This window comes from Arthrospira sp. PCC 9901, from assembly GCF_059013425.1.
Genome location: NZ_CP102296.1, coordinates 722,097 through 742,342 on the forward strand (window position 1 = coordinate 722,097; position 20,246 = coordinate 742,342).

A 20,246-nucleotide genomic window follows, 5' to 3' on the forward strand; every position below is an offset into this window, starting at 1 on the left:
AAGTTACTGGTGGGAGGGTTGCTATTGGCTTATTTATTCAGGGTCTCTACTGCTATAGCTGCCGCCCAATTGTCAATTTCCCAGGTTTTTAAATACCAATTATGTGGGCAATCTCCAACTATTTTAGACAGGAAAATTTGACCATAATTTTGGGGTAAAATCTCCACATCTTTTAAGCCCATTAATCCCGTACCAGTGGCTTTTAGTAAGGCTTCTTTCGCAGTCCAAAGCTGAAAAAAAGCCCGGTTTTGTGCGGATTTTGGATAGTTATAAAGTTGTGAATATTCCGCCTCACAAAAAAAGCGTTTGGCTAAGGTTAATCCATCCAGGGGGCGGATTTTTTCCAAGTCAATACCAACTCTGCGGTTCAAGGCGATCGCATATAAAGCCTTACCGTAGGAGTGGGAAAGATTAAACTGAATTTCACCCTGAGAATTCCCCGTAATTAAACCCGGTTTTCCTCGGTGAGTATAGGCAAATTCCAACCCCTGGGGAGCCACCCCCACATAAGAGGCTAAAATCTGGCGGAGAATGGCACGAGCGGCGGTAAAATGGAGGCGATCGCTCTCCCGACGAAACCGCGCCGCCCTTTGTCTTTCCTCAGCACTTAGGAGTCCTTCCAGACCAGCAATTTGACTTAAATTCAAATCCAAATCAGCCTGCCAAACCTCCACAGTCGGAGCGATCGCATCATCCCCAAACGGGGTAAAATGAACCCGTTGAAACATTTAACGCCTAGCGCCAGAAGGCAATTGAGGAATCGGCTGTGAATCCCGAGGTAAAGCCGGACGATCCAAAGAATCAATACCCTGAATATCAATCAATTCGCCATCATCTTCAGGCAGAAGACCAAGTTCAGCCCCATTAATAATAGCACCAAGTAACTTCGGCCGATATTTTTTCGGTCCAGTTTCCTCCTCATCAGTTTCCGTCAACTGATCAGCCAATTGATTCATCTGAGCCGACATAGTACAATTAGCTCTAGCCACCAAAACCATACCATCAGTTAACGGTTCCAGAGTCAAAGCATCATTATGATCATTCCAAGCAGGTACATCGACAATCACCACATCAAAGCGATAGCGCACCTCTTTAAGTAAACGTCGCATCTCACTAGACTCTAGCACCGCCGTCACTTGTTTTAACGGACCCGGGGAGGGAATCACATAGAGATTTTCCACATCTGGAACCATGCGGATACAATTATTCAAATCTCCGTAATAGCGCAAAGGTTCCCAACGGTCTTGAGAATCAATAGCCAATCGCATTCTCTCAGCTTGGCTTGGCGATCGCAAATCTGCCTCAATTATCAAAGTCCGTTTTCCGGCTCTCGCGGAGGCGATCGCCAAATTATAGGCTGTCAGAGTCTTACCTTCCGGTCCCTTAGTGCTAGTCATCAACACCACCTTCGGAGGTTTTTGGCCGTTACTGAACAAATTACTACGCACCTGCTCATAAGGTTCCAAATACCGAGAATTATGATGTAGTAGTAAAGGCATATCCCAATCCGCATGGTCATCCAAAACATTGGGAACCACCCCCAGAATCGGAATTTCTCGTTCTTTCAAAGCGCCCTGAATCTCCTCCCAGGTGTAGAATTTACCGCTAAGTATACCCAACGCAAAAATCAGCACCGCACCAACTATCACCCCACCAAAGCCACCCGCAGCCATGACCAGGATTAAACTAGGTGGTGGTGGTGGATCTTCCACATCAGGAGCCGCCGCCTCCTGAGCCACCTGTAAACTGCTCACCGTTTCCGCTTCCGCCGCCTGAGCGTCAGCCAATTGCGCCTGCATTTTATCGTAGAGAGCCTGTCTATAACCCACCTGCTGCTCTAGTCGCATTTTCTCCATTTGCTTATTAGGAATAGTGGCATATTCCCGTTCTAGTCTTTGTCCCACCTCACGGCTAGTAGCAATTTCTTGGAGTAGAGTTTCTTGCTGAGTTTGCAGGTTAATTAAATTTTGAGCAATTTGCTGTCGGGAGGGGTCTAAGGAAGAATCAACCCGAATTTGGTCAACCTGTCGCAGGGGAGCCGCCACTCCATGACCTCCGAGAACCTCAGAAGCTCTCGCTTGTAATTGCTGTTCGCTTGCCTGTTGTTGTTTAATTAAATCTGCTACCTGGGGATGAGCATCAGTAAAATCCTTACGGAGAAACTCTAACTGAGACTCAATTTGATACAGTTGTACTCGCAATTGAGCAATAATTGGATCAGCGGTCAGGGCTTGGGAAACATAAGCCTGATCGACATTCAATCCTAGTCTACCTTCCAAACTAGCGATTTGAGCATTAATAGAATCCAGTCTCAATTCAAGCTGTTCTACATGATTTCTATTGGAAATAATCGACTGAGGTAAGGAACCACTTTCGATCGCCAATAAAGTAGCGCCTTCTCGCCTATCATACTCTTCCAGGGTATTTTGAGCTTCTCTCAAGTCCGCTCTCGCTGGTCCCATGCGATCTTGAATTGTGTCCATAATATTGCGGAGTTGTTCGGTATTAATTAAACGGCTCTGTTCGATCATCTCCCGCATTAATACATTGACCACTTCCACAGAGCGATCGCGATTATAATCTTTAAAGGTGACTTGAATTGTCCCCGGTTGACCACTCTCTCCCGGTCTGATCTGAATCCTAGCGTTAGCACGAAAATCTCTAGGGGTAATCATCGTTTCATTTAACACCGTCTCAATCACACGGGGTTGTAGTAACATCCGGTCCGTGAGTTGTTGTCCTTGCTGTCGAATATTCTGACCTGTTTGGGAGAACAAAACGGGGGGATTTTTATAGGTTAAAATTCCTCTGGCTTCGTAGGGAGGTCTTGGCGGCGCTTCCAAAATCATACCCACCCCCCCAGAAATTCCCAACGCTACTACAAAGGCGGCTAATCCAGCTAATTTATAATTCTCAAAGGCGATTAAATAGCGTTTAACAATTGGTAAAGTCATGGCAATCTCAGGATTTTGGGTAATAGCAATTTGGTATTTACAGCCTTTTCAGTAATCATGCCATAGGCTGTCAAAGTCCCTCTCCCCCCCTGGGATCCAGATTTAGGGTGAGGGTAATGTTTAGCACAATTTATGAACAAGCTGTATACCTTTAATTATTCTGTTGTTGGTCGGGTCCAAATAATCTTTCAGCCGAGTTAATGAGTTGTTGAAAGAAGAGAGTAAAGCCGAGGACATCGCGAAAGGGTTGGGTAAAGTTATTGAGAAACACAGTGACCTGGGTAATCAGATTACGATTAATCACAATCACATCTTCATCTTGTAGTAGAATATTGTCGGTTTGGTCTCCTCTAAGTACATTTTTACCATTCAGAATCTGAGTAGTTGTTTGTCGAGATTGTCGGTCATATCGAATCAGGGCAATTTTATCGAGGTCTCCAGTTTGTAAAGGTACATTAGCGAGGATATCAATAAAGGTGCTACCATTGGGTAAGGCTACAGCACCGATCGCATTTCCGGCATAACTAAGAATTCTGACGGTAATTTGCTGGTTAACTAAAGTTGAACTAGCCACTAATTTGCGATCGTAGTCTCTCTCATCCACATCAGGAGCTAGTGGTAGTACAATCACCGAATCACCATTAGATAGAGAAACATCCGGGAGAGCCGTAGCTTCTGCTAAGGGTGTATATAGATCTATGATATCTTCTAAAACTCGACCATCAACGGTAGTGCGACAAACTAGGACGGTACGCAAATCAGCAGTTAATGTCGCACCTCCGGCCGCTAACAGAGCCGTAGAGACGCGAGAACCCCCAGCCGGGAGGGTATAGAAGCCTGGTTGCACAACTTCCCCAACGACGGTTACTTGGGCGGGAACGGGTGCAGCAGCCAGACTATAATTTTCTAACAGATCTCGCTCTACCCCTTCTGAGGGGCTAACCTCCATAGTGGGAACTGTAATCACATCGCGATCGCTTAGGCGAATATTAGGCGGTTCCATACCCAATAATAGGGGGGTAAATAGGTCGATTTGGGTTTCGAGGGTTTGTCCGGTGGGTAAAGTCCGGCGCACAGTAATCCGTCGTAAATCTGCCCCTGGTCTAGTTCCCCCCGCCGTAGTCAAGGCGACAATTAGCTGTGGTGATGACAGGGGATAAAAACCTGGTCTGGCAATTTTTCCGGTCACGGTGACTTGTACCGGTCGCTGATTGACCAGAGAGACGACAACTTCAGGGTTTCTGACAAATTGAGCTAGGCGGGGTTGAATATTCTGGCGCACCTGTTCTAAGGTTAATCCTTCCAATTCCACTAGACCAATTAAAGGCATAGCTAGGGAACCTTGAGGACCAATGGTAGCATTGGGAATAGTTAATTCTTGGGAACGCTGACCATTGACAAACACATCAATAAAAATCTGATCTCCGGGTCCTAGCTGATAACTTTTCATGCGATCGCCAATAGGGCCTTCAAACACAGAAGGTTCCACCGGAATACCAGAGGGTCTGGTCTGAATGGGAGCATCCACATTGCGGAAAAGCTCTAATAGTGTAGGCCAGTCCGGTTGTACTGGTGCGGGTTGTCCGCCGCCTCTCGGTAGGGGTTGATTCACAAAGGAGCGAGGTAAGATGCACCGATCAGGTATCCTTTGAGCCATAGACTTTCCGCCACTGGTGATGATGGCTAAAGGAATAATACTCGCCACTGAGTAGAGACTGGTGAGGAATAGGGATTTAATCGGGTTGAGGTTAGCGCCCATATCAACACTGTGGATAACTGTTTATTCTGGCTGGAAAATCGTGGTCATCAATTCTTTTTGGATATCCTGACCGAGGGATTGAGCTATAGTTGCCACTGTTTCTATGTCACCCAAAGGCTCCATAGGAATCATAATACTGACAGCTACCCAGGGAGCGCGATCGCCTCTTAGTTGAGCTTGGCGATCGGCAAAAAACCAGTGACTTGGCGCGGGAGAACCGCCATTATGCCAAGCGTACCATTGTACAAAGGCATAGGTTTGGCGGGGGTTCCAAGCCCGAAAAAATCTGGCGTTAATTGTCACGGGTTGGGGGGAGTCTAGGGTCAATTGCAGGGTACGATAGGAGTCAGTTCTGAGGCTCTGTAACCCTTGCAGATCCATCCATTCGACTTGGGGCTGGTCTTTATAATAGTTTTGGGGAAACAGCAATAGCAGGACTTCGCTATCATTTTGTTTGAGGCTCTGCAAAGACCATCTCCTCGCCCCCACTTGAATGGTATCGTGACTGGTAGTTTCCCAGCCTGGTACGGTTAAACCCTCACTGCGAATGGTTTGCAGTTGAGGGAGAGCTTGAATATCAGGCATATCTGACCAAGACCAGCCACCCCGAAAGAAACCGGGAAGGGTCCCTACCAAAAATAGGAGTAGCAGAAATCCCAATAGTACCCATTGAGAGGGTTTTAGCTGTAGTTTGGGGGTTTCATGGCTGGTGGGTTCAAGATTCGGGGCTGATTTGTCCATTATCTTCGGATTCCTCTTGCTCGGGGAAATAATACTGCATTAATTTCATCAGAATAACCAATAGACCCAACATAGAAGCAGAGTATAGGTCTCCTCCCCACCCTTCATGAAGCCAATCAAAAAGTTCTTGATTACCTGTTCCGAAAAACAGAGTTAATAGGGTATTGCGGATAATATTCGCGACAATACTGGTCAAAGCGGCTGCCACTAAGAAGAGGATGGTTTTGGTTCTCGAAGCGATCGCACCCGTCCAGTACAATAACATTAAACCGACATACAGACTGGTAAATAACATTTTCAGGCCAGCACAGTGCGGCGCTACCTCAACAATTTGTCCATTTACATAGAGATAGATTTGATCTACTGTCACCGGGACGTTAAACTGGATCAGAACAAATCCCGCCATATTGGCGATAAAGGTTTGTAGAGGCAGGGCTAAAGGCTCTATCAGATAGGGGATATAGTTAGGGGTTGCCAGTAGCACAAATAATAAGGCTATCCCCTGCAATTTTAACCCAGGTATTCCTTTTAGCCAGAGGCAGAGTCCGGCTAGAATCATCGGAAAGGACAGATTGACTAAATCGGAGATACTACTGAGGTAGAAAACGCCACCGAGTCCTAATAATACTCCCCCCAAGGGGTGCAGTTGATTGGGTAGTTTGTTCCACTGGTGGCGGTTATTCCATGCAATATAAGCCGCGAAGGGTAGACCAATTACGCCGTGGCTAAAATATTCATGTTCGATGCTAATGCTTTTGTTCAGCCAGCCATCGTACCAATGCACGAGTAAAGGGCCGTATAATAACACCAACAAGGCGCAAGCCAATCCGATAAATAGATTTCGCTCTATCGCCACAGGAATTTTCGGTTGAGTTTCCATAAGCCTTAATAATTGTGTAATCGAGCCACATTCCCACCTGATTCGATGTCCCTATTTGGTCGCGAACATCTCGCACCTACTCATTTTTAATTCCCAAGGCTGTGCGAATAGCTGCGACTACCCGATTAATCTGATCACTGGTAATTCCAGGATACATGGGTAAAGATAGAATCTGCTGGCTGAGGGTTTCAGTTTTGGGAAAGTCTCCAGCTTTGTATCCCAGATCAGTATAACCGGGTTGCAGGTGACAGGGGATGGGATAGTGAATACCTGTTTGCACCCCTAATTCATTCAGTTTAGCTTGTAGCTGATCGCGAGTGAGGGAACATTCCTCGGTCACACGAATTACATACAGATGATAAACATGACCGCCTTCACTGTAGTTGTAAATGGGGATAATGCCATATTCTTTGAGTACCATCAATTGAACATCATACTGTTCGGCGGCTAAATTGCGATCGCGGTTCCACCCTGGTAAGTGACGCAATTTGACGTTAAGAACGGCTGCTTGTATAGTATCTAAGCGGCTGTTAGTTCCCAATTCCGTATGCACATATTTTTCCGGTGCGCCATAATTCCTCAGAATTCGCGCCTGTTTAGCTACGGTTTCATCGGAAGTCACCACCATACCCCCACTACCAAAAGCGCCTAGATTTTTGCTAGGGTAGAAACTAAAGGCGGCGGCGCGACCGATAGAACCGGCGCGATAGTTTTCGCAGGTAGCCAGATGAGCTTGTGCCGCATCTTCAAATACAATTAAGTTATGAGTTAGGGCTAGATCCAGCAGTTGGCTAGGGGTGACAATTTGACCATATAGATGCACTGGTAAAATCGCCTTAGTTTTTTCGGTTACCGCCCTTTCGGCTGCAGCTATATCAATTAAAGCGGTGTTTAATTCACAGTCTACCAAAACGGGTTTGGCTCTGGCTTGCAAAATGCCAATAATGGTAGCAATAAAGGTATTGGCTGGGACTAAAACTTCGTCTCCTGGTTTCACCCCACAGGCTTGTAAACCGATGGCGATCGCATCAGTTCCGCAGGCGACACCCACCCCATGTTCTGCACCACAGGCTGTAGCAAAATCCGCCTCAAATTCTTGCAGGGCGCGTCCCAGAATAAAATCTCCGCGTCCAATTACTGCATGAATTGCCTTTTCAATTTCATCGGTAAGTTCCTGATATTGAAAGGATAAATCAACAAAGGGAATAGGTGCCATAGAATCGGTCATGATTTTAGCCAATATGGAACAATTTGGGTGTCGATTTTTTACGGTGAAATTAGCCGAATTAACCACAATAAAGCTGGAGTCTGGGGGGGTTCAGTAGTTAATCCATGACGACCAGACCACTGAACCCACTGCTACAATTATTTAGCGGTTTCAGGACCCACAATTAGGATGAATTCCGCCTTGATTGCAGATATAGGTAATTTGAGCATCACTCAAGTTTTGCACTCTGGAAAAATCAGCCCCCTGCATTCGGTTTGAGGTTTCACCTTGATGGGTTTCTTCGATAAACTCATCAGTGCGAGTTTCCCGATTAACCACAAAGGTCACCCCCTCAAAATTTGCGCCATGTAGTCTAGCACCCTGTAGGTTAACTAAACTCAGGTCAGCATTACTCAGGTTAGCATTTTGTAACCTAGCGTTTCTAAAATTAGCGCCAGTGAGTTGAGCTTGACTGAGGTTAGCATTCTGAAGATTAGCACCTTGGAAGTCAGCGCCGGACAAGGAACCCCTTTGTAGATCTGCTTCCCGGAGGTCAGCAAACATAAATTGGGTTCCTTGGGCGTTAATCTGACTCATACGGGCTAATTTGAGGTCTGAGCGTGACAGATTAGCGTTAGTGATATCTGCTCCGGTCAAACTAGCTTCTTTTAGATTAGCATTTTCTAGGTTAGTGCCAATCAGACTAGCACTGCTAAAATTACTGCCATTCAAATCAGCATTTGATAAATTAGCGCGGTCTAGCGTCCCATTTAACAGGTTAGTGCGCCGCATAATGGCGGGACTCATAAAAGCGCCTGTGAGGTCAACAGAGGTCAAATCAGCGCCGCTGAGGTCTGATATCAAGTCGTCAAAGGTGTTAAAACGTCCGTCAGGTCCTGGTGAAGCAAAGCGACTATTGCGGAAATTTGCATGGGTCATGATCGCACTGCGGAAACTGATCCCAGATAGGTCGGTTTGGTCTAGTACGAGGGTAAACTGAGCGGGAGGGGTGGTAGTTTGACCGAGATGAACACGACTGAGATCGGCTTGTTGGATAAAACCGCCATAGACTTTGAGAATTTTGGCGATCGCCCTTTGAGTAGCCTGCTGTCGTTGGGAAACAATACGTTTTTGCCGTGGGTCCGCCCCAAACCTCATGGAATCGAGGTCATTTCTCAAGGCTTGATTCAGTTTGCGGATGTTAGGTAAAGCCACCGGACCTGTACTCACCAAAGCCTGTTGAATCACCTCTAGCAATATGGGGTCATCTTCTTGACCGAGTAAATCCACCAATAGGGGAACAGCGCGGGGGTCTTGTAGGGTTCCTAAAGCTAAAATTGCTCCCCGCCGTTGTGCGGGGTCGGTGTTAGCGGTGGGAGAAAGGCGACCCACCAGCGCCAGGAATATTTCGTTATCTTGATTTTGGGAGGCGCGAAGGTTGGCTTGATTTTGAATATAAACTTGAGTACCAATAAAGGTTCCCAAAACCGCTGCCATGCTGGCGCTACCGACGATAATTAGGGTTAAGCCAGGATATTGTCGCATCCATTGCCATAAATTCCACTCTGGGAGTTTTGGCTTAGAGGTCAAGACGATCGCTTTGACCGATTGGTTTTCTTCTTCCCAGTCGTAGGAGGTAAATGGATTGGTAAAGAAGGAAGTCGCCGCGGGTTGTACATAAGTACCAGCCAGCAAATCGTGTCCGGTGCGACTGTGGAAGCGCCGCCCCATTAGTCCGTCAGCGACGATCATAATTCCCGATAACCCCATAAATACCAGGAGATTGGGGAATGCGCCTGTGGCTTGCCAAACTAGATAGGCGATACCGACGGGAATGCCCCAACGCCCGATGGTTTCCCTGGCGATAATCCGTGAAAATCCGGGGGGGAGTTGTCTGGAGTTGACTACACGAACCCCAAACCAGCGTTTGGGAAGGGTTTGTCCGGTGGTGGACAATAGATAAAGTTGCCAGGAGGCGATCGCTATTGGCAAAATTAAGGCACCAGACCAAAATAAATTCGTCAATGGAGATACACTGGGCTGGCGATCGCGCATTGGTAGTCCCAAGGTAGCGGCCACAGTTTCGGCTGTTCCTCTTACTACTGGGTTGAGGGGGACTGACACGGGACCACGATTGGAAATTGCACCGATGGTCAATGGGGCTAATCCCCCCACGATTACTAGGGAGATCTCGACCGCCCAAGCACTGCAGCGACGCACCCAAAAGGGGAGTTGTTTGGCTTGTTTTTGCCAGGTAGGGGTTGGTTGGTCGATGCTGGGTCGGTTTGCAGTCGGACTAGCCATAATTAATAATTGCCTTTGTCTGAATCTTTGATGATGGGTTACAGAATTTCTTTAAATCTTGGGTTTTTGGGATGATTTGAATACTTGATAACCTATGTACACTATCACCCCGACTACCGCAAGACTTATGGCTAAGGAAATTAATTCGACAAGGGTTTTTAATAGGGCTAACCCGGCGATGACTCCCACACTGGCTACGGCTATCTGTCCGGCTTTGGGTAATCTCTTGAACCGCGCCATCAACTGACCATATAGGGTTTTTAGGCTGCTGTTTAAGTTGGAGGGGGTGGGATTTATGGGCGCATTGGGGTTGACTTCGGCTTCGAGTTCCTCGAGGCGACGATTGATTTTCGGGTCGTCTTGGTAGTTCAAGGGATTTCTCCTCCGGGGATCTAAAACAACGCTTTACCATTGTACAAGGAGATTAAGAGGGTGGGTTATGACTAATATTAACTTGGGTCAAGTTTTCACGGCTGGACTGCTGGGGGTTTCCCTGTTTCTGGCTGCGGCGGAGTCGGCTTTGGCTGACAGGCGATCGGTTTCTCCTGGGGTGGCTATCACTTTATCGGGAACTTCGGGGGGAAGTTCTAATAGCCGAGACTGTGGTTGGATCGCTGAGAGTCCTAATCATATTCTGGATGTGACTCAGGATCTACCATATTGGAGTATTACTGTACAGACGGCTGGGGCTCCCACTTTACTGATTGATGGTCCGGCTGGTCGCTATTGTGTACTCCCGGAGAGTCCCTCTGGGTCTATTTTACAGTTTTCCGGTTATGGTACTCGCGGGACTTATCGGATTTTTATTGGCGATCGCCAACAGTCTCAACATCCTTATAGCCTTTCTATTTCTGACCGTAAGCCCTAGATTTCTGGCTTTTTGGGGCGATCGGTGACTCGATTCTGTTTCCCATTACGGCTGATTATGTCATAGTAAATCACTGCTGTAATGGATTGGAAAAACGGCCAAGTCAGCAGAATCATTGCAATTAACACAGCCAAGATAATTAAGAAATTCACCAAAGCTGCTAAGTCATACGGCAAAATTACACTGATAACTAATCGGCTGATTGTCATAATCAACTGACCCCCAATGCTGACGGGGAACGTGGCTAGACCTGCAACTATCGTAATCAAGATAATTTTAAAGGCTGATTCTTTGGTTATTTGCCAACTCTTGCTAATTGCTCCGGTGGCAGTCATCGGGTTTTCTACGGCTAGAATCACGTCACATATATACAGGCGGGCTGATATCCACATCAACCCCACATAAAACATGACAAATGCGACTACTCCTAATAAAAATCCTAGTAATAATGATACAAAACTTTCGGGACTCAGTAGGATAGATACCAAGAATCCGGCTATTCCCACAGCTATGGCTAAACCTATAAAAGCCCCAATCATAATCAATAGTAGCAGAAGTGATTGCCCTAAAAAACTCCATTTGCGCTTGTCTGTATAGCGTTTAGCGTCTGCTCCTGGTTCGGGGCGTTCGCTCACCTCAAAAAAAGCTAAACGAGCGATCGCTCCTGAAATCGCCGCAAATTTCGCCCAACCATAAATGGGAACAATCAGCCATAAAAAGCCGAAAAACGCCATAGTAAAGTATTGTTTAAAATGGTCTCGATAGATACGAAATCCGGCACTAATCACATCACCCAAGTTGAGGGATTTATGAGCATATTTATTAGTCATGACTAAATTTATAGATGCAGCTATAGGATTTTTGACTGTCTCCAAAATTACAGATTCTTGGTATCCTTGATTTCACCAAAGCCAGAAATGCTGATCGTCTTCACCTAGGGGGGGTTTAGGGGGGGATCCAGGAATCTGCTTTTAATTCACCAGCCAGACAATTCCTATGGTGGGGATTATACAGGAATCGACCAATTAGGGCGATTTTCTTAAACAAAATTTTATAAATACCTTCAGATTTCCAAGATTTTGGGGTTATCTGTGACTAAATCCTGTTCATCCTGATGGTTGATGAGGTCGTAGTAAATCACGGCTTTAATGGATTTGAAGAAGGGGATAGTCAGCGCCCCCATAGCAATTAAAACAGTTGATAAAACTAATAAATTCAGCCAAACTGCTACCTCAGCCGTAACTAGGGAATTGATAAGTAATCGGCTGAGTAATAAAATGAACCTAGTAGCTATGGGGAAGGGTAAGGTTGCTAAAACTGCGACTATAAAAATACCCATAATTTGAAACTCTGATTCTTCGGTGATTTCCCAACTATTCTTGATCGACTTTTTGGCGTTGGTCTGGTCTTCTAATGCGAGAATCACGTCACATATATACAGACGGGCTGATATCCACACAAACCCCAGGTATAAGATGATAAATCCAAATACTGCCAATAAAAATATCAACCATGATAACCAAAAAGTCTCAATATTCAGTTTCATAAATATGAAGATTGCCGTACCAAGAACCATACTAAAACCTATTAAAATGCCTAGGAGAATTAATCCGACGAGCAGTAATTGTCCTAAAAAACTCCATTGGCGTTTGTTAGTGTAGCGTTTAGCGTCTGATGGAGGTTCGGGGCGTTCGCTAACTTCAAAAAAAGCTAAACGAGCGATCGCTCCTAAAGTGGCGAGACATTTAGCCCAACCATAAACGGGAACAATCAGCCATAAACAGCCGACCAAAGCCATAGTAAAGTATTGTTTAAAATGGTCTCGATATATCCGAAACCCGGCAATGATCACATCACTGATACTTAGAGAGTTTTGAGGGTATTGATTAGTCATGACTAGGTTATAGATAGAGTTAGAGGATTTGGCTAATGTCCCACAAAATTACCAACCAATATCTGGGATAAATTTTAGATAAAAACCAGGTTACTGTAATCGCTGAATTTGATATTGAGAATCCCGAAATCCCCCGGTCAAACCTTGCTCTAAAAACAGTTTTCCAGCCTGTTCAAAATCACTGATGGCACCTCGGCGATCGCCTAAAGATGCTCGGACCATTCCGCGACCATAAAAAGCACCAGCTAAATTAGGTCTGATGCGAATAGCTTGGGCGTAGTCTGCGATCGCCTCAGAGTAATTACCAAGTTGAGCATGAGCCTGAGCCCGGTTACTGTATGATTCAGCATCATTAGGATTCAGACTAATAGCTTGGCTATAGTCAGCGATCGCCGCCTCATAATTCTCAGCCGAAGAGTGAACTAATCCCCGATTACTGTGAGCCTTAGAATTATTAGGTTCTAACTCAATCGCCTTAGTACAATCTCCAATAGCTGCATCATAATTTTGCACATTCATATGAGCAATACAGCGATTATTATAATCCGTAGCTGTGGGGTTTAATTGAATGGCTCTACTACAACTTTCAATCGCCGCCTCATAATTCCCTAAATTGATGTAGGTACTGCAACGATTCCCGTAGGCTTCGGCATTATCTGGTTCCAAACTAATCACTTGATTATAGTCTGCTAAAGCCCCTTGATAATCTCCTAAATGAAACCGAGCGCGACCCCGATTATAATAAGCAGCAGCCGACTCAGGATTGAGTCTAATTGCTTCTGTATAATCAGCCATTCCTGCTTGTAAGTTGCCAGATTTAACGTGAGCGCTTCCCCTAGCGCGAAAGGCTTCGCTATTGTTGGGTTGTCGTCTAATTACTTCGGTATAATCTAATATGGCGGCTTGGTAGTTTTCTTGGCTATAATGGGCGAGTCCCCTTTGATAAAAAGCGTCTGTATCTTCTGGGTTCAGACGGATTACTTGATTTAGGTCATTAATAGCATTACCAAAATCTCCCATTTGATGGTATGCTAAACTGCGGTTAAAATAGATGTCAGGATTAGTAGGATCAAGTTGAATGGCTTGGGTATAGTCAGCGATCGCCTGCTCATATTTCTGGAGATCATAGTAAGCATTAGCCCGTTTACGGAAGGCTTCACTATTATCAGGAAATAGCTGGATTGACCGAGTAAAAGCCTTAATTGCCGCCTCTGGGTCTCCCGCTTCCAGACGTTCTACCCCTCTTTTTAGGGCGGCTTCTGATTTGACAGGATCGGGGCGGCTTAACACTTGAAATAAGCCAAATATCACGATTAAACCGACTAATCCGGTTGCCGCTATTCCCACTACAGTCCAGAGGCTATTTAAGGAGATTTCCCGTCGCGGTTTGTGTGTTTTATAGGGGGGATGATTTGGGGAAGTTGGGTTAACTAACCCGGTTTTTCCGGTGAGTTGATTTAATTCAGCGATCGCATCAATAGCGGATTTATATCGTTTCCCATAGTAATGATGCACCATTTTATCTATAATACTGGCTAATTGGTTACTAACTCGCGCCCGCTGTCGCCAGGCAATTTCTCCAGATGTAGATAGGCTAGGATCTTGTAGTTTGGGCAAATCTGAGGCTTCTAAACCCGTTAAAGCCTGAATAGCAATCATTCCCACAGCATAGAGATCGCTATTAAATTGGGGGTTTCCCTGGAATTGTTCGATCGGCATATAGGAGGGTGTACCCGTGGCGATCGTTCGCATGGGTTGATTATTTTCCTCAGCCAGTTGGCTAGTCACGGCTTTGACTGAACCGAAATCGATTAAGACTAGGGCTTGGTCTGATTTACGGCGAATTAAATTAGAGGGGTTAACATCTCGATGAATTACGCCATTTTGGTGAACAAATACTAAAATATTGAGGATTTCTTCTAAGAGTTCGATAACTAGATCTTCTTTCCAAGGATGACCGGGAATTAGTTCTTTATGAAGGGGATGTCCTTCGATAAATTCTTCGACTAGATAGAAGTGATTATTGTCCTCAAAATAGGCTAATAATAGGGGAATGCGATCGTTGCGTCCTAGCTTTTCTAAGATTTCTGCTTCCTGTCGAAATAGGCGTAAGGCTGTTTTCAGGATTTTGGAATTATTACTAGGGGGACGCAGTTGTTTAACCACACATTGAGGATGACCAGGACGGCGGGTATCTGCGGCTAGATAGGTCTGGCCAAATGCTCCTGAACTCAAAATTTGTACAATTCGATACCTTCCATCTAAGAGTTGACCAATGATTTCCATCTGGCGTTGAGGTTTGAAACTTCTATGGGAGTTCGAGGAATGGGGTTTGGAACGATCGCCTAAGTTCATAATATGTTACAGTTTGATATAAAATGGCTGGAGAGAGCAAATGGAATCGGTTTTCCTATCGATTAACTGATTTTCATCAGGATTGAGAACTCACCATTGAGTTTCTTATGTCAATTTTGGCATAAAATTTTGGGTATAGTCTATATCAACCATAACAAGTGTCAGCACCCCGATCTAAAAAGACGGCGGCTCTCATTCCGCCTAAGCTGCTGACGAGCGATCGTCTTATACGGAGCGGGTTCTAAATAGTCTGGACTTCCATAGAGATGATGACAGAACCCGCCCCTACCATATTGGCAAGTGAACCCGGTCTGATTGTACCATGCCCTTAGTCTTGAGGTAGGTATGCAGACCATGATCAAGATCTAGTTTCCTGAGATTACAAAATATTCTAAATTTTTGGTGAAAATTACCTGGAAAACCATGCACAATTTTATCCCCCCTCATCGATTTTTCCCTTACCTAACTTGGACAGAAATTGCGGAAATGCCCGATCAAGAAAATACCGTAATTATCCAACCCATTGGGGCTATAGAACAACACGGCCCCCATTTACCGTTAATTGTGGATGCTGCCATTGCTACCGCCGTGACGGGGAAAGCCCTAGAAAAACTCGATCGCACTATTCCCGCCTATGCCCTGTCTACCTTATATTACGGCAAATCTAACGAACATTGGCACTTTCCGGGAACCATCACCTTAACCTCTGAAACCTTAATATCAGTATTAATGGAAGTAGGGGAAAGTATATATAGGGCGGGGTTCCGCAAATTAGTATTTCTGAACGCTCACGGTGGACAACCCCAGATTTTAGACATGGTAGCGCGAGACTTGCATCAACAGCATGAAGATTTCATGGTATTTCCCCTGTTTGTGTGGCGGGTTCCCCACATAGCCAAAGAACTATTTTCCCCGGAAGAATTGGAATTAGGGATTCACGCCGGAGACATAGAAACCAGTGTGATGTTATCAATTTTGCCTGATGTGGTACGCCGGGATAAGGCGGTGCGAGAGTTTCCCCACGGCTTACCCTCCGACAGTTTACTGAGTATGGAAGGAAAATTGCCCTTTGCTTGGGTAACGCGGGATCTAAGCGCTAGTGGTGTTTTGGGAGACGCAACGGCGGCTACAGAAGAGAAGGGGAGTCGCCTACTGGAGTCGGTGGTAGACAGTTGGGTAAAAGCGATCGCAGATATTTATAAATTTCAGCAGCCCCAGTGTTTCCGCTCTGTGTCAAAATAAATCCATATCGGAAATAGAGCCTAAGTAATGACAATGATCAACTCTACTCTACAGCAAGCCTTTAACCGAGGCCAAGGGCTGAAAGTAATTAGCGGTTTAATGAATTTCAATCGCCCCAATGTGGTGGCGGTGGTGAAAGCAGCAACTCAAGGCGGCGCGACCTTTGTAGATATTGCCGCCGACCCGGAATTAGTGGCGATCGCGCGGGATTTGACCCATCTACCTATCTGTGTGTCAGCCGTAGAACCAGAAAAGTTCCTTCCCTGTGTGGAAGCTGGCGCTGATCTGATTGAAATTGGGAATTTTGATGCTTTCTACGCCCAAGGACGGCGCTTTGAAGCCCCCGAAGTGTTGCAGTTGACCCGTCAAACTCGATCGCTACTTCCTGAGATTACCCTATCCGTAACAGTTCCCCATATTTTGGAACTGGATCAACAAGTCCAATTAGCCATAGACTTAGTGGAAGCTGGGGCGGATATTATCCAAACAGAAGGGGGAACTAGCGCTAACCCTGTGCATCCCGGAACTTTAGGATTGATTGAAAAGGCTGCGCCTACCCTAGCCGCCGCCCGGGAAATTTCCCGCGCCGTATCGGTTCCAGTATTATGCGCTTCTGGAATTTCTAGTGTAACAGCACCTTTGGCGATCGCTGCCGGTGCCGCCGGTGTCGGTGTCGGTTCAGCTATCAACCGCCTCGATAATGAATTAGCAATGATTGCAGCGGTTCGTAGTCTCGTGGAAGCATTAGCCACCGTCAATACTGCCCGGATTTATCAGTCTTAGAAAATCTCTACAGCCCCAGCGTTCATCTCTTTGGCAGTTATTAATTATCCGCCGATTACATGACACTTGGGGCTGTATTCTCATCTCAATGTCCCGCGCAAGTTAAAAACCAGATCGAATAATCTTCAATTAATTGATAATTATCAGACTCCTCATCTGTGCATTCTAAATCCGCTAGGTCTAGGGTAAATAATTTCTCATCGCTAACCCGTCGGACTTGCACTTGTAAGCCATATTCTTCATCAAATTTATCAGCAAAGCCCAGAATTTCAAAAGTATCTTGATAGGAAGGATTGTTGATTTTTTGTTTCTCGTATTCCTTTTTGCGACCGGAAGACAATAGATATTCTTCTTCCCAAGCAAATTCATCACTTGCGGTTACATAACAAGGTAACTTGATTTGTTTTTTCAGATATTGCAGATAGAGTTTAAGTTTTTTTCGGAAACTATAAGAAGGCTTAAAACCCAAGTTTTTTTCAGTCTTAGCTACCGCCATTTCCAGGTCAGCATCGGTCAAATAATCAAGGTATAAGTCATCAATACCTGGGATATTTTCGATATCACTTATAGTCAAGTTTTTGATGACATCCAACATCAACAAACGAGGATCTTCTGGGAGGTCTAATCGGTCTATACTGTTACCACTACGGATATTAAAAGTAATCGTCTCATCAATTTGAATCCCCTTGAGGTCAGACGGTTCGGGATGAGTCGAGGCGGATTTTAAGTTTTTCTGAAATTTTGTCATAATATTTAGGTTAGTGAACAACAGAAGTTACTTTAATTTGTTCTGGATAGATCCGAATAATCAACAGGAGACCAAAATTGTGACCCAAACAGTACCAACCTCTCAGCCACAGATCTACCAAGGACAGTTTGGCGAGTATACCATCACTGATGACGATCGCCAGGGAGTCCTAGTATATAGAGTTAGTTTGGCGATCGCCGCCGTCTGCTTTGGTTTAGGGACCGCTTTAGTCTTATGGGACTCACACAACCCCATATTCCGGCAACTGCTGACCCCTATTTATCTTGTGTTCTGGTTAGCTTTGGGAGTTAGCCTGTTCACAATTCATATCTATCTAATTATTTTACACAGATTCCTTCAGTTTTGTTGGCTCATTGGGGGTATTGCTACCCTGGTGGTGGCGATCGCAGATCCTGAACCCTTAGCCGTCACCGTTTATAATCAGCCATATAGCTTATTCGGTGTCGGCTTTACATTTGTGGCTCTAACAGGCATTTATTTTAAGGAGGCTTTTTGTTTTAATCGCATGGAAACCAAACTGCTAACTCCCCTAGTCCCCCTCTTACTGTTGGGATATATGGCGGGAGTGTGGACAGTCATCAATCAGAAATTTTTGTTGTTTTTCTGGGCTATTCAATTCGGGATTTTTGCCCTCCGCAAGTGTTTCCAAGCCATTCCTTCTGATATTGGTGATAAAAGTGTATTTGATTACCTTCACCAACAGCGATCGGCCCAATCGCACAATTAAGTATAATTGACCCCACTACCCAGTCATCAATCTGACTAGCAGCCCCTAGAAGCTGTTGTCAAAGATAACCGGTCAATATTAGCAACTTCTGCCCTTTTCCTTAGCCAGGGGCAGGATATCTCCATATCAAGGCGATCGCAGATTATTCTTGACTGCTATAGCCACTAAGTCCATGATCGCATATATTTGATTATGGTAACATCCGTAATTTCACTCAAGACAATCCGAATACGTTAAATGCTTACTCCACCCTAAATCAAATTTTCTTGATCAATTCTCAAAACCTATGGCAACAATAGAGCCCGAATCAATGTCCATGGAACTACAAGGAAAACTTGTAATTGTAGATTTGGACGAAACGCTTTTTCTGCGAAACTCCACAGAAGAATATCTAAATTCTTTACAGCCTAAAACCTTGGGGGCTGTTTTATTAATTGCCCTAGATATTCTCAAGCCTTGGAACTGGTTACCCCAACCCCTCAAAGGAGACCAATCAAGGGATTGGTGTCGTGTAATTATCTCCACCCTAATTTTTCCCTGGACTTTAATTTTTTGGCAACAGCAAGCCAAGAAACTTGCCCATAATTATATCAACCAGGAACTGATACTAAAATTCCTTGAACAATTCCCCTCAAAAATAGTTATTGCTACCCTCGGCTTTGATCTAATTATCAATCCCATTATTAAGAATTTACAATTTTGTCCTGATGCTGTGATTAGTTGTCGGTTTTGGCAGGGAGGGGTTGATCGTCAACGGGGAAAGTATGAGTTAGTTAAAGCAGTATTAACTGACGAAGAAATCGCCAATGCCGCCGTGATTACAGATTCCACAGATGATCAGGTATTATTGGATGCTGTAGCATCACCCTATCTCGTGCAGTGGCCTGATGCTCAATATGTCCCGGCTATGGCTGATGCTTATATTCCATTTTTGTATCTGGAACGCGGTAAGCGCCCCGGCCAAAAATATTTCATCAAGAACATTATCGCAGATGATTGGTTAGTCTTGATTTTGGCGATCGCTTGGATAAGTCCTTATCCAGCTTTACAATCAATCATGATGCTGTTTTTGCTTTTATCTTTTTGGTGTATCTACGAGTATGGCTGTGTAGATAATGATATCATCGCCGAAACTTTTGAGCAAAAACCTACTCTCACCGCCACCTATCAAAACTACAAAAATCGTGTCAAACTCTGGCAGGTTTGGTTATGGGCGATAATTTTGGCAATACCCGGACTTTTCTTGTTAGAGGTGATAAAACTTCAATTAACCCCAAAAACTATCAATTTATCCCTACTCAGTTCTATGGGTTTAGATGGTGTCCTGTGGCTCACTTTTTTGAGCGTTGTATTTGGGTATTTTTGGAGTTATAACCGCCTTGACAAACAAACTCGAATTTGGCTATATTTCTGCTTACAAGCAAGTAAATGTTTTGGGTTTTTGATAGTAACTACCACAAATAGCATAGGTATTATGTTATTTGCTTCTCAAGTTTTAGCTCGCTGGATCGCCTATATTGTGTATCGAGTCGGTAAACACACCGAATGGATGGAATTTCCGGGAGAGTTTTTCCGGTGCTTTTTGTTTACATTTCTGATTATTTCTGTCGCACTAGGAACCGGGGAATTATCCATTTTACTGAGTTGGCAAACTCTCGTGATTTTTGCCTGGTGTGCTTACCGAGGACGTAGGCAATTTGTCAATATTTGCCGTCAAGCATACCCAATATATAAGGATAAAACTCTGGTCTAATTGCCAAGCC

The 20,246-nt window shown here is 44.9% G+C and carries 17 protein-coding genes; 5 read left to right on the plus strand and 12 right to left on the minus strand.

From position 1 onward, the window contains the following. Nucleotides 1-29: 29 nt before the first annotated feature. The 8 genes from NLZ44_RS03250 to NLZ44_RS03285 all read right to left on the minus strand — a co-directional run bounded on the left by NLZ44_RS03250 (nt 30) and on the right by NLZ44_RS03285 (nt 10,217). On the minus strand, nt 30-728 hold the full coding sequence (locus NLZ44_RS03250; RefSeq protein WP_493751839.1) for a 4'-phosphopantetheinyl transferase family protein: 699 nt from the start codon (nt 726-728) through the stop codon (nt 30-32). Beyond that, nucleotides 729-2,954, minus strand: a complete 2,226-nt coding sequence (locus tag NLZ44_RS03255) for a GumC family protein (RefSeq protein WP_493751840.1) — start codon at nt 2,952-2,954, stop codon at nt 729-731. A 151-nt stretch (nt 2,955-3,105) separates the two neighbouring features. Next, nucleotides 3,106-4,713 carry a polysaccharide biosynthesis/export family protein gene (locus tag NLZ44_RS03260; RefSeq protein ID WP_493751841.1) on the minus strand — a complete coding sequence of 536 codons (1,608 nt, stop codon included), beginning with the start codon at nt 4,711-4,713 and terminating at the stop codon, nt 3,106-3,108. 21 nt (nt 4,714-4,734) lie between these two features. Continuing rightward, nucleotides 4,735-5,454: a cyanoexosortase B system-associated protein gene (locus NLZ44_RS03265; protein WP_493751842.1), complete on the minus strand. Its 720-nt coding sequence runs from the start codon at nt 5,452-5,454 to the stop codon at nt 4,735-4,737. Continuing rightward, nucleotides 5,429-6,334 (minus strand): cyanoexosortase B, encoded by a 906-nt coding sequence (gene crtB / locus NLZ44_RS03270; RefSeq protein ID WP_493751843.1) that lies wholly within the window; start codon nt 6,332-6,334, stop codon nt 5,429-5,431. Before crtB ends, NLZ44_RS03265 begins: the two co-directional genes overlap by 26 nt. Nucleotides 6,335-6,410: 76 nt before the next feature. Beyond that, a complete protein-coding gene (locus NLZ44_RS03275) occupies nt 6,411-7,562 on the minus strand; it encodes a DegT/DnrJ/EryC1/StrS family aminotransferase (RefSeq protein ID WP_493751844.1) in 1,152 nt (383 codons plus the stop codon). A 150-nt stretch (nt 7,563-7,712) separates the two neighbouring features. Continuing rightward, complete coding sequence (locus NLZ44_RS03280) at nt 7,713-9,845, minus strand: pentapeptide repeat-containing protein (RefSeq protein ID WP_493751845.1); 2,133 nt, start codon at nt 9,843-9,845, stop codon at nt 7,713-7,715. Between the two features lie 51 nt (nt 9,846-9,896). Then, nucleotides 9,897-10,217, minus strand: a complete 321-nt coding sequence (locus tag NLZ44_RS03285) for a hypothetical protein (RefSeq protein ID WP_006623674.1) — start codon at nt 10,215-10,217, stop codon at nt 9,897-9,899. A gap of 67 nt (nt 10,218-10,284) precedes the next feature. Between NLZ44_RS03285 and NLZ44_RS03290 the strand changes: the two genes are divergently transcribed. Beyond that, the gene (locus NLZ44_RS03290) at nt 10,285-10,713 is read left to right on the plus strand and encodes a hypothetical protein (RefSeq protein WP_008053968.1); all 429 of its coding nucleotides are present in this window, start codon (nt 10,285-10,287) and stop codon (nt 10,711-10,713) included. On the opposite strand, the gene NLZ44_RS03295 is transcribed toward NLZ44_RS03290, so the two are convergent. From NLZ44_RS03295 to NLZ44_RS03305, 3 genes are all read right to left on the minus strand, one after another. Beyond that, complete coding sequence (locus NLZ44_RS03295; protein ID WP_493751846.1) at nt 10,710-11,543, minus strand: hypothetical protein; 834 nt, start codon at nt 11,541-11,543, stop codon at nt 10,710-10,712. The genes NLZ44_RS03290 and NLZ44_RS03295 overlap by 4 nt on opposite strands. 233 nt (nt 11,544-11,776) lie before the next feature. Beyond that, nucleotides 11,777-12,607 (minus strand): hypothetical protein, encoded by an 831-nt coding sequence (locus tag NLZ44_RS03300; protein ID WP_493751847.1) that lies wholly within the window; start codon nt 12,605-12,607, stop codon nt 11,777-11,779. Between the two features lie 90 nt (nt 12,608-12,697). Beyond that, entirely contained in the window at nt 12,698-14,962 is a 2,265-nt protein-coding gene (locus NLZ44_RS03305; protein WP_493751848.1) for a tetratricopeptide repeat protein, read from the minus strand. 423 nt (nt 14,963-15,385) lie between these two features. On the opposite strand from NLZ44_RS03305, the gene NLZ44_RS03310 reads away from it, so the two are divergent. Then, entirely contained in the window at nt 15,386-16,204 is an 819-nt protein-coding gene (locus tag NLZ44_RS03310) for a creatininase family protein (protein WP_493751849.1), read from the plus strand. 27 nt (nt 16,205-16,231) lie between these two features. Beyond that, nucleotides 16,232-16,987: a DUF561 domain-containing protein gene (locus NLZ44_RS03315; RefSeq protein ID WP_046319167.1), complete on the plus strand. Its 756-nt coding sequence runs from the start codon at nt 16,232-16,234 to the stop codon at nt 16,985-16,987. An 85-nt stretch (nt 16,988-17,072) separates the two neighbouring features. Here the strand turns inward: NLZ44_RS03315 and NLZ44_RS03320 are convergent, their stop codons facing one another. After that, a complete protein-coding gene (locus tag NLZ44_RS03320; protein WP_493751850.1) occupies nt 17,073-17,735 on the minus strand; it encodes a calcium-binding protein in 663 nt (220 codons plus the stop codon). A gap of 79 nt (nt 17,736-17,814) precedes the next feature. On the opposite strand from NLZ44_RS03320, the gene NLZ44_RS03325 reads away from it, so the two are divergent. Together NLZ44_RS03325 and NLZ44_RS03330 are read left to right on the plus strand one after the other, a co-directional pair. After that, on the plus strand, nt 17,815-18,483 hold the full coding sequence (locus tag NLZ44_RS03325) for a DUF2301 domain-containing membrane protein (RefSeq protein WP_493751851.1): 669 nt from the start codon (nt 17,815-17,817) through the stop codon (nt 18,481-18,483). A gap of 286 nt (nt 18,484-18,769) precedes the next feature. After that, the gene (locus NLZ44_RS03330; RefSeq protein WP_493751852.1) at nt 18,770-20,236 is read left to right on the plus strand and encodes a haloacid dehalogenase-like hydrolase; all 1,467 of its coding nucleotides are present in this window, start codon (nt 18,770-18,772) and stop codon (nt 20,234-20,236) included. Nucleotides 20,237-20,246: the final 10 nt, after the last annotated feature.

What these genes read in the sequence shown, in the direction of transcription:
- NLZ44_RS03250 (WP_493751839.1), bottom strand. Translation starts at nt 728, where the DNA reads ATGTTTCAACGGGTTCATTTTACCCCGTTTGGGGATGATGCGATCGCT.
- NLZ44_RS03255 (WP_493751840.1), bottom strand. Translation starts at nt 2,954, where the DNA reads ATGACTTTACCAATTGTTAAACGCTATTTAATCGCCTTTGAGAATTAT.
- NLZ44_RS03260 (WP_493751841.1), bottom strand. Translation starts at nt 4,713, where the DNA reads ATGGGCGCTAACCTCAACCCGATTAAATCCCTATTCCTCACCAGTCTC.
- NLZ44_RS03265 (WP_493751842.1), bottom strand. Translation starts at nt 5,454, where the DNA reads ATGGACAAATCAGCCCCGAATCTTGAACCCACCAGCCATGAAACCCCC.
- crtB (WP_493751843.1), bottom strand. Translation starts at nt 6,334, where the DNA reads ATGGAAACTCAACCGAAAATTCCTGTGGCGATAGAGCGAAATCTATTT.
- NLZ44_RS03275 (WP_493751844.1), bottom strand. Translation starts at nt 7,562, where the DNA reads ATGACCGATTCTATGGCACCTATTCCCTTTGTTGATTTATCCTTTCAA.
- NLZ44_RS03280 (WP_493751845.1), bottom strand. Translation starts at nt 9,845, where the DNA reads ATGGCTAGTCCGACTGCAAACCGACCCAGCATCGACCAACCAACCCCT.
- NLZ44_RS03290 (WP_008053968.1), top strand. Translation starts at nt 10,285, where the DNA reads ATGACTAATATTAACTTGGGTCAAGTTTTCACGGCTGGACTGCTGGGG.
- NLZ44_RS03295 (WP_493751846.1), bottom strand. Translation starts at nt 11,543, where the DNA reads ATGACTAATAAATATGCTCATAAATCCCTCAACTTGGGTGATGTGATT.
- NLZ44_RS03300 (WP_493751847.1), bottom strand. Translation starts at nt 12,607, where the DNA reads ATGACTAATCAATACCCTCAAAACTCTCTAAGTATCAGTGATGTGATC.
- NLZ44_RS03305 (WP_493751848.1), bottom strand. Translation starts at nt 14,962, where the DNA reads ATGAACTTAGGCGATCGTTCCAAACCCCATTCCTCGAACTCCCATAGA.
- NLZ44_RS03310 (WP_493751849.1), top strand. Translation starts at nt 15,386, where the DNA reads ATGCACAATTTTATCCCCCCTCATCGATTTTTCCCTTACCTAACTTGG.
- NLZ44_RS03315 (WP_046319167.1), top strand. Translation starts at nt 16,232, where the DNA reads ATGACAATGATCAACTCTACTCTACAGCAAGCCTTTAACCGAGGCCAA.
- NLZ44_RS03320 (WP_493751850.1), bottom strand. Translation starts at nt 17,735, where the DNA reads ATGACAAAATTTCAGAAAAACTTAAAATCCGCCTCGACTCATCCCGAA.
- NLZ44_RS03330 (WP_493751852.1), top strand. Translation starts at nt 18,770, where the DNA reads ATGGCAACAATAGAGCCCGAATCAATGTCCATGGAACTACAAGGAAAA.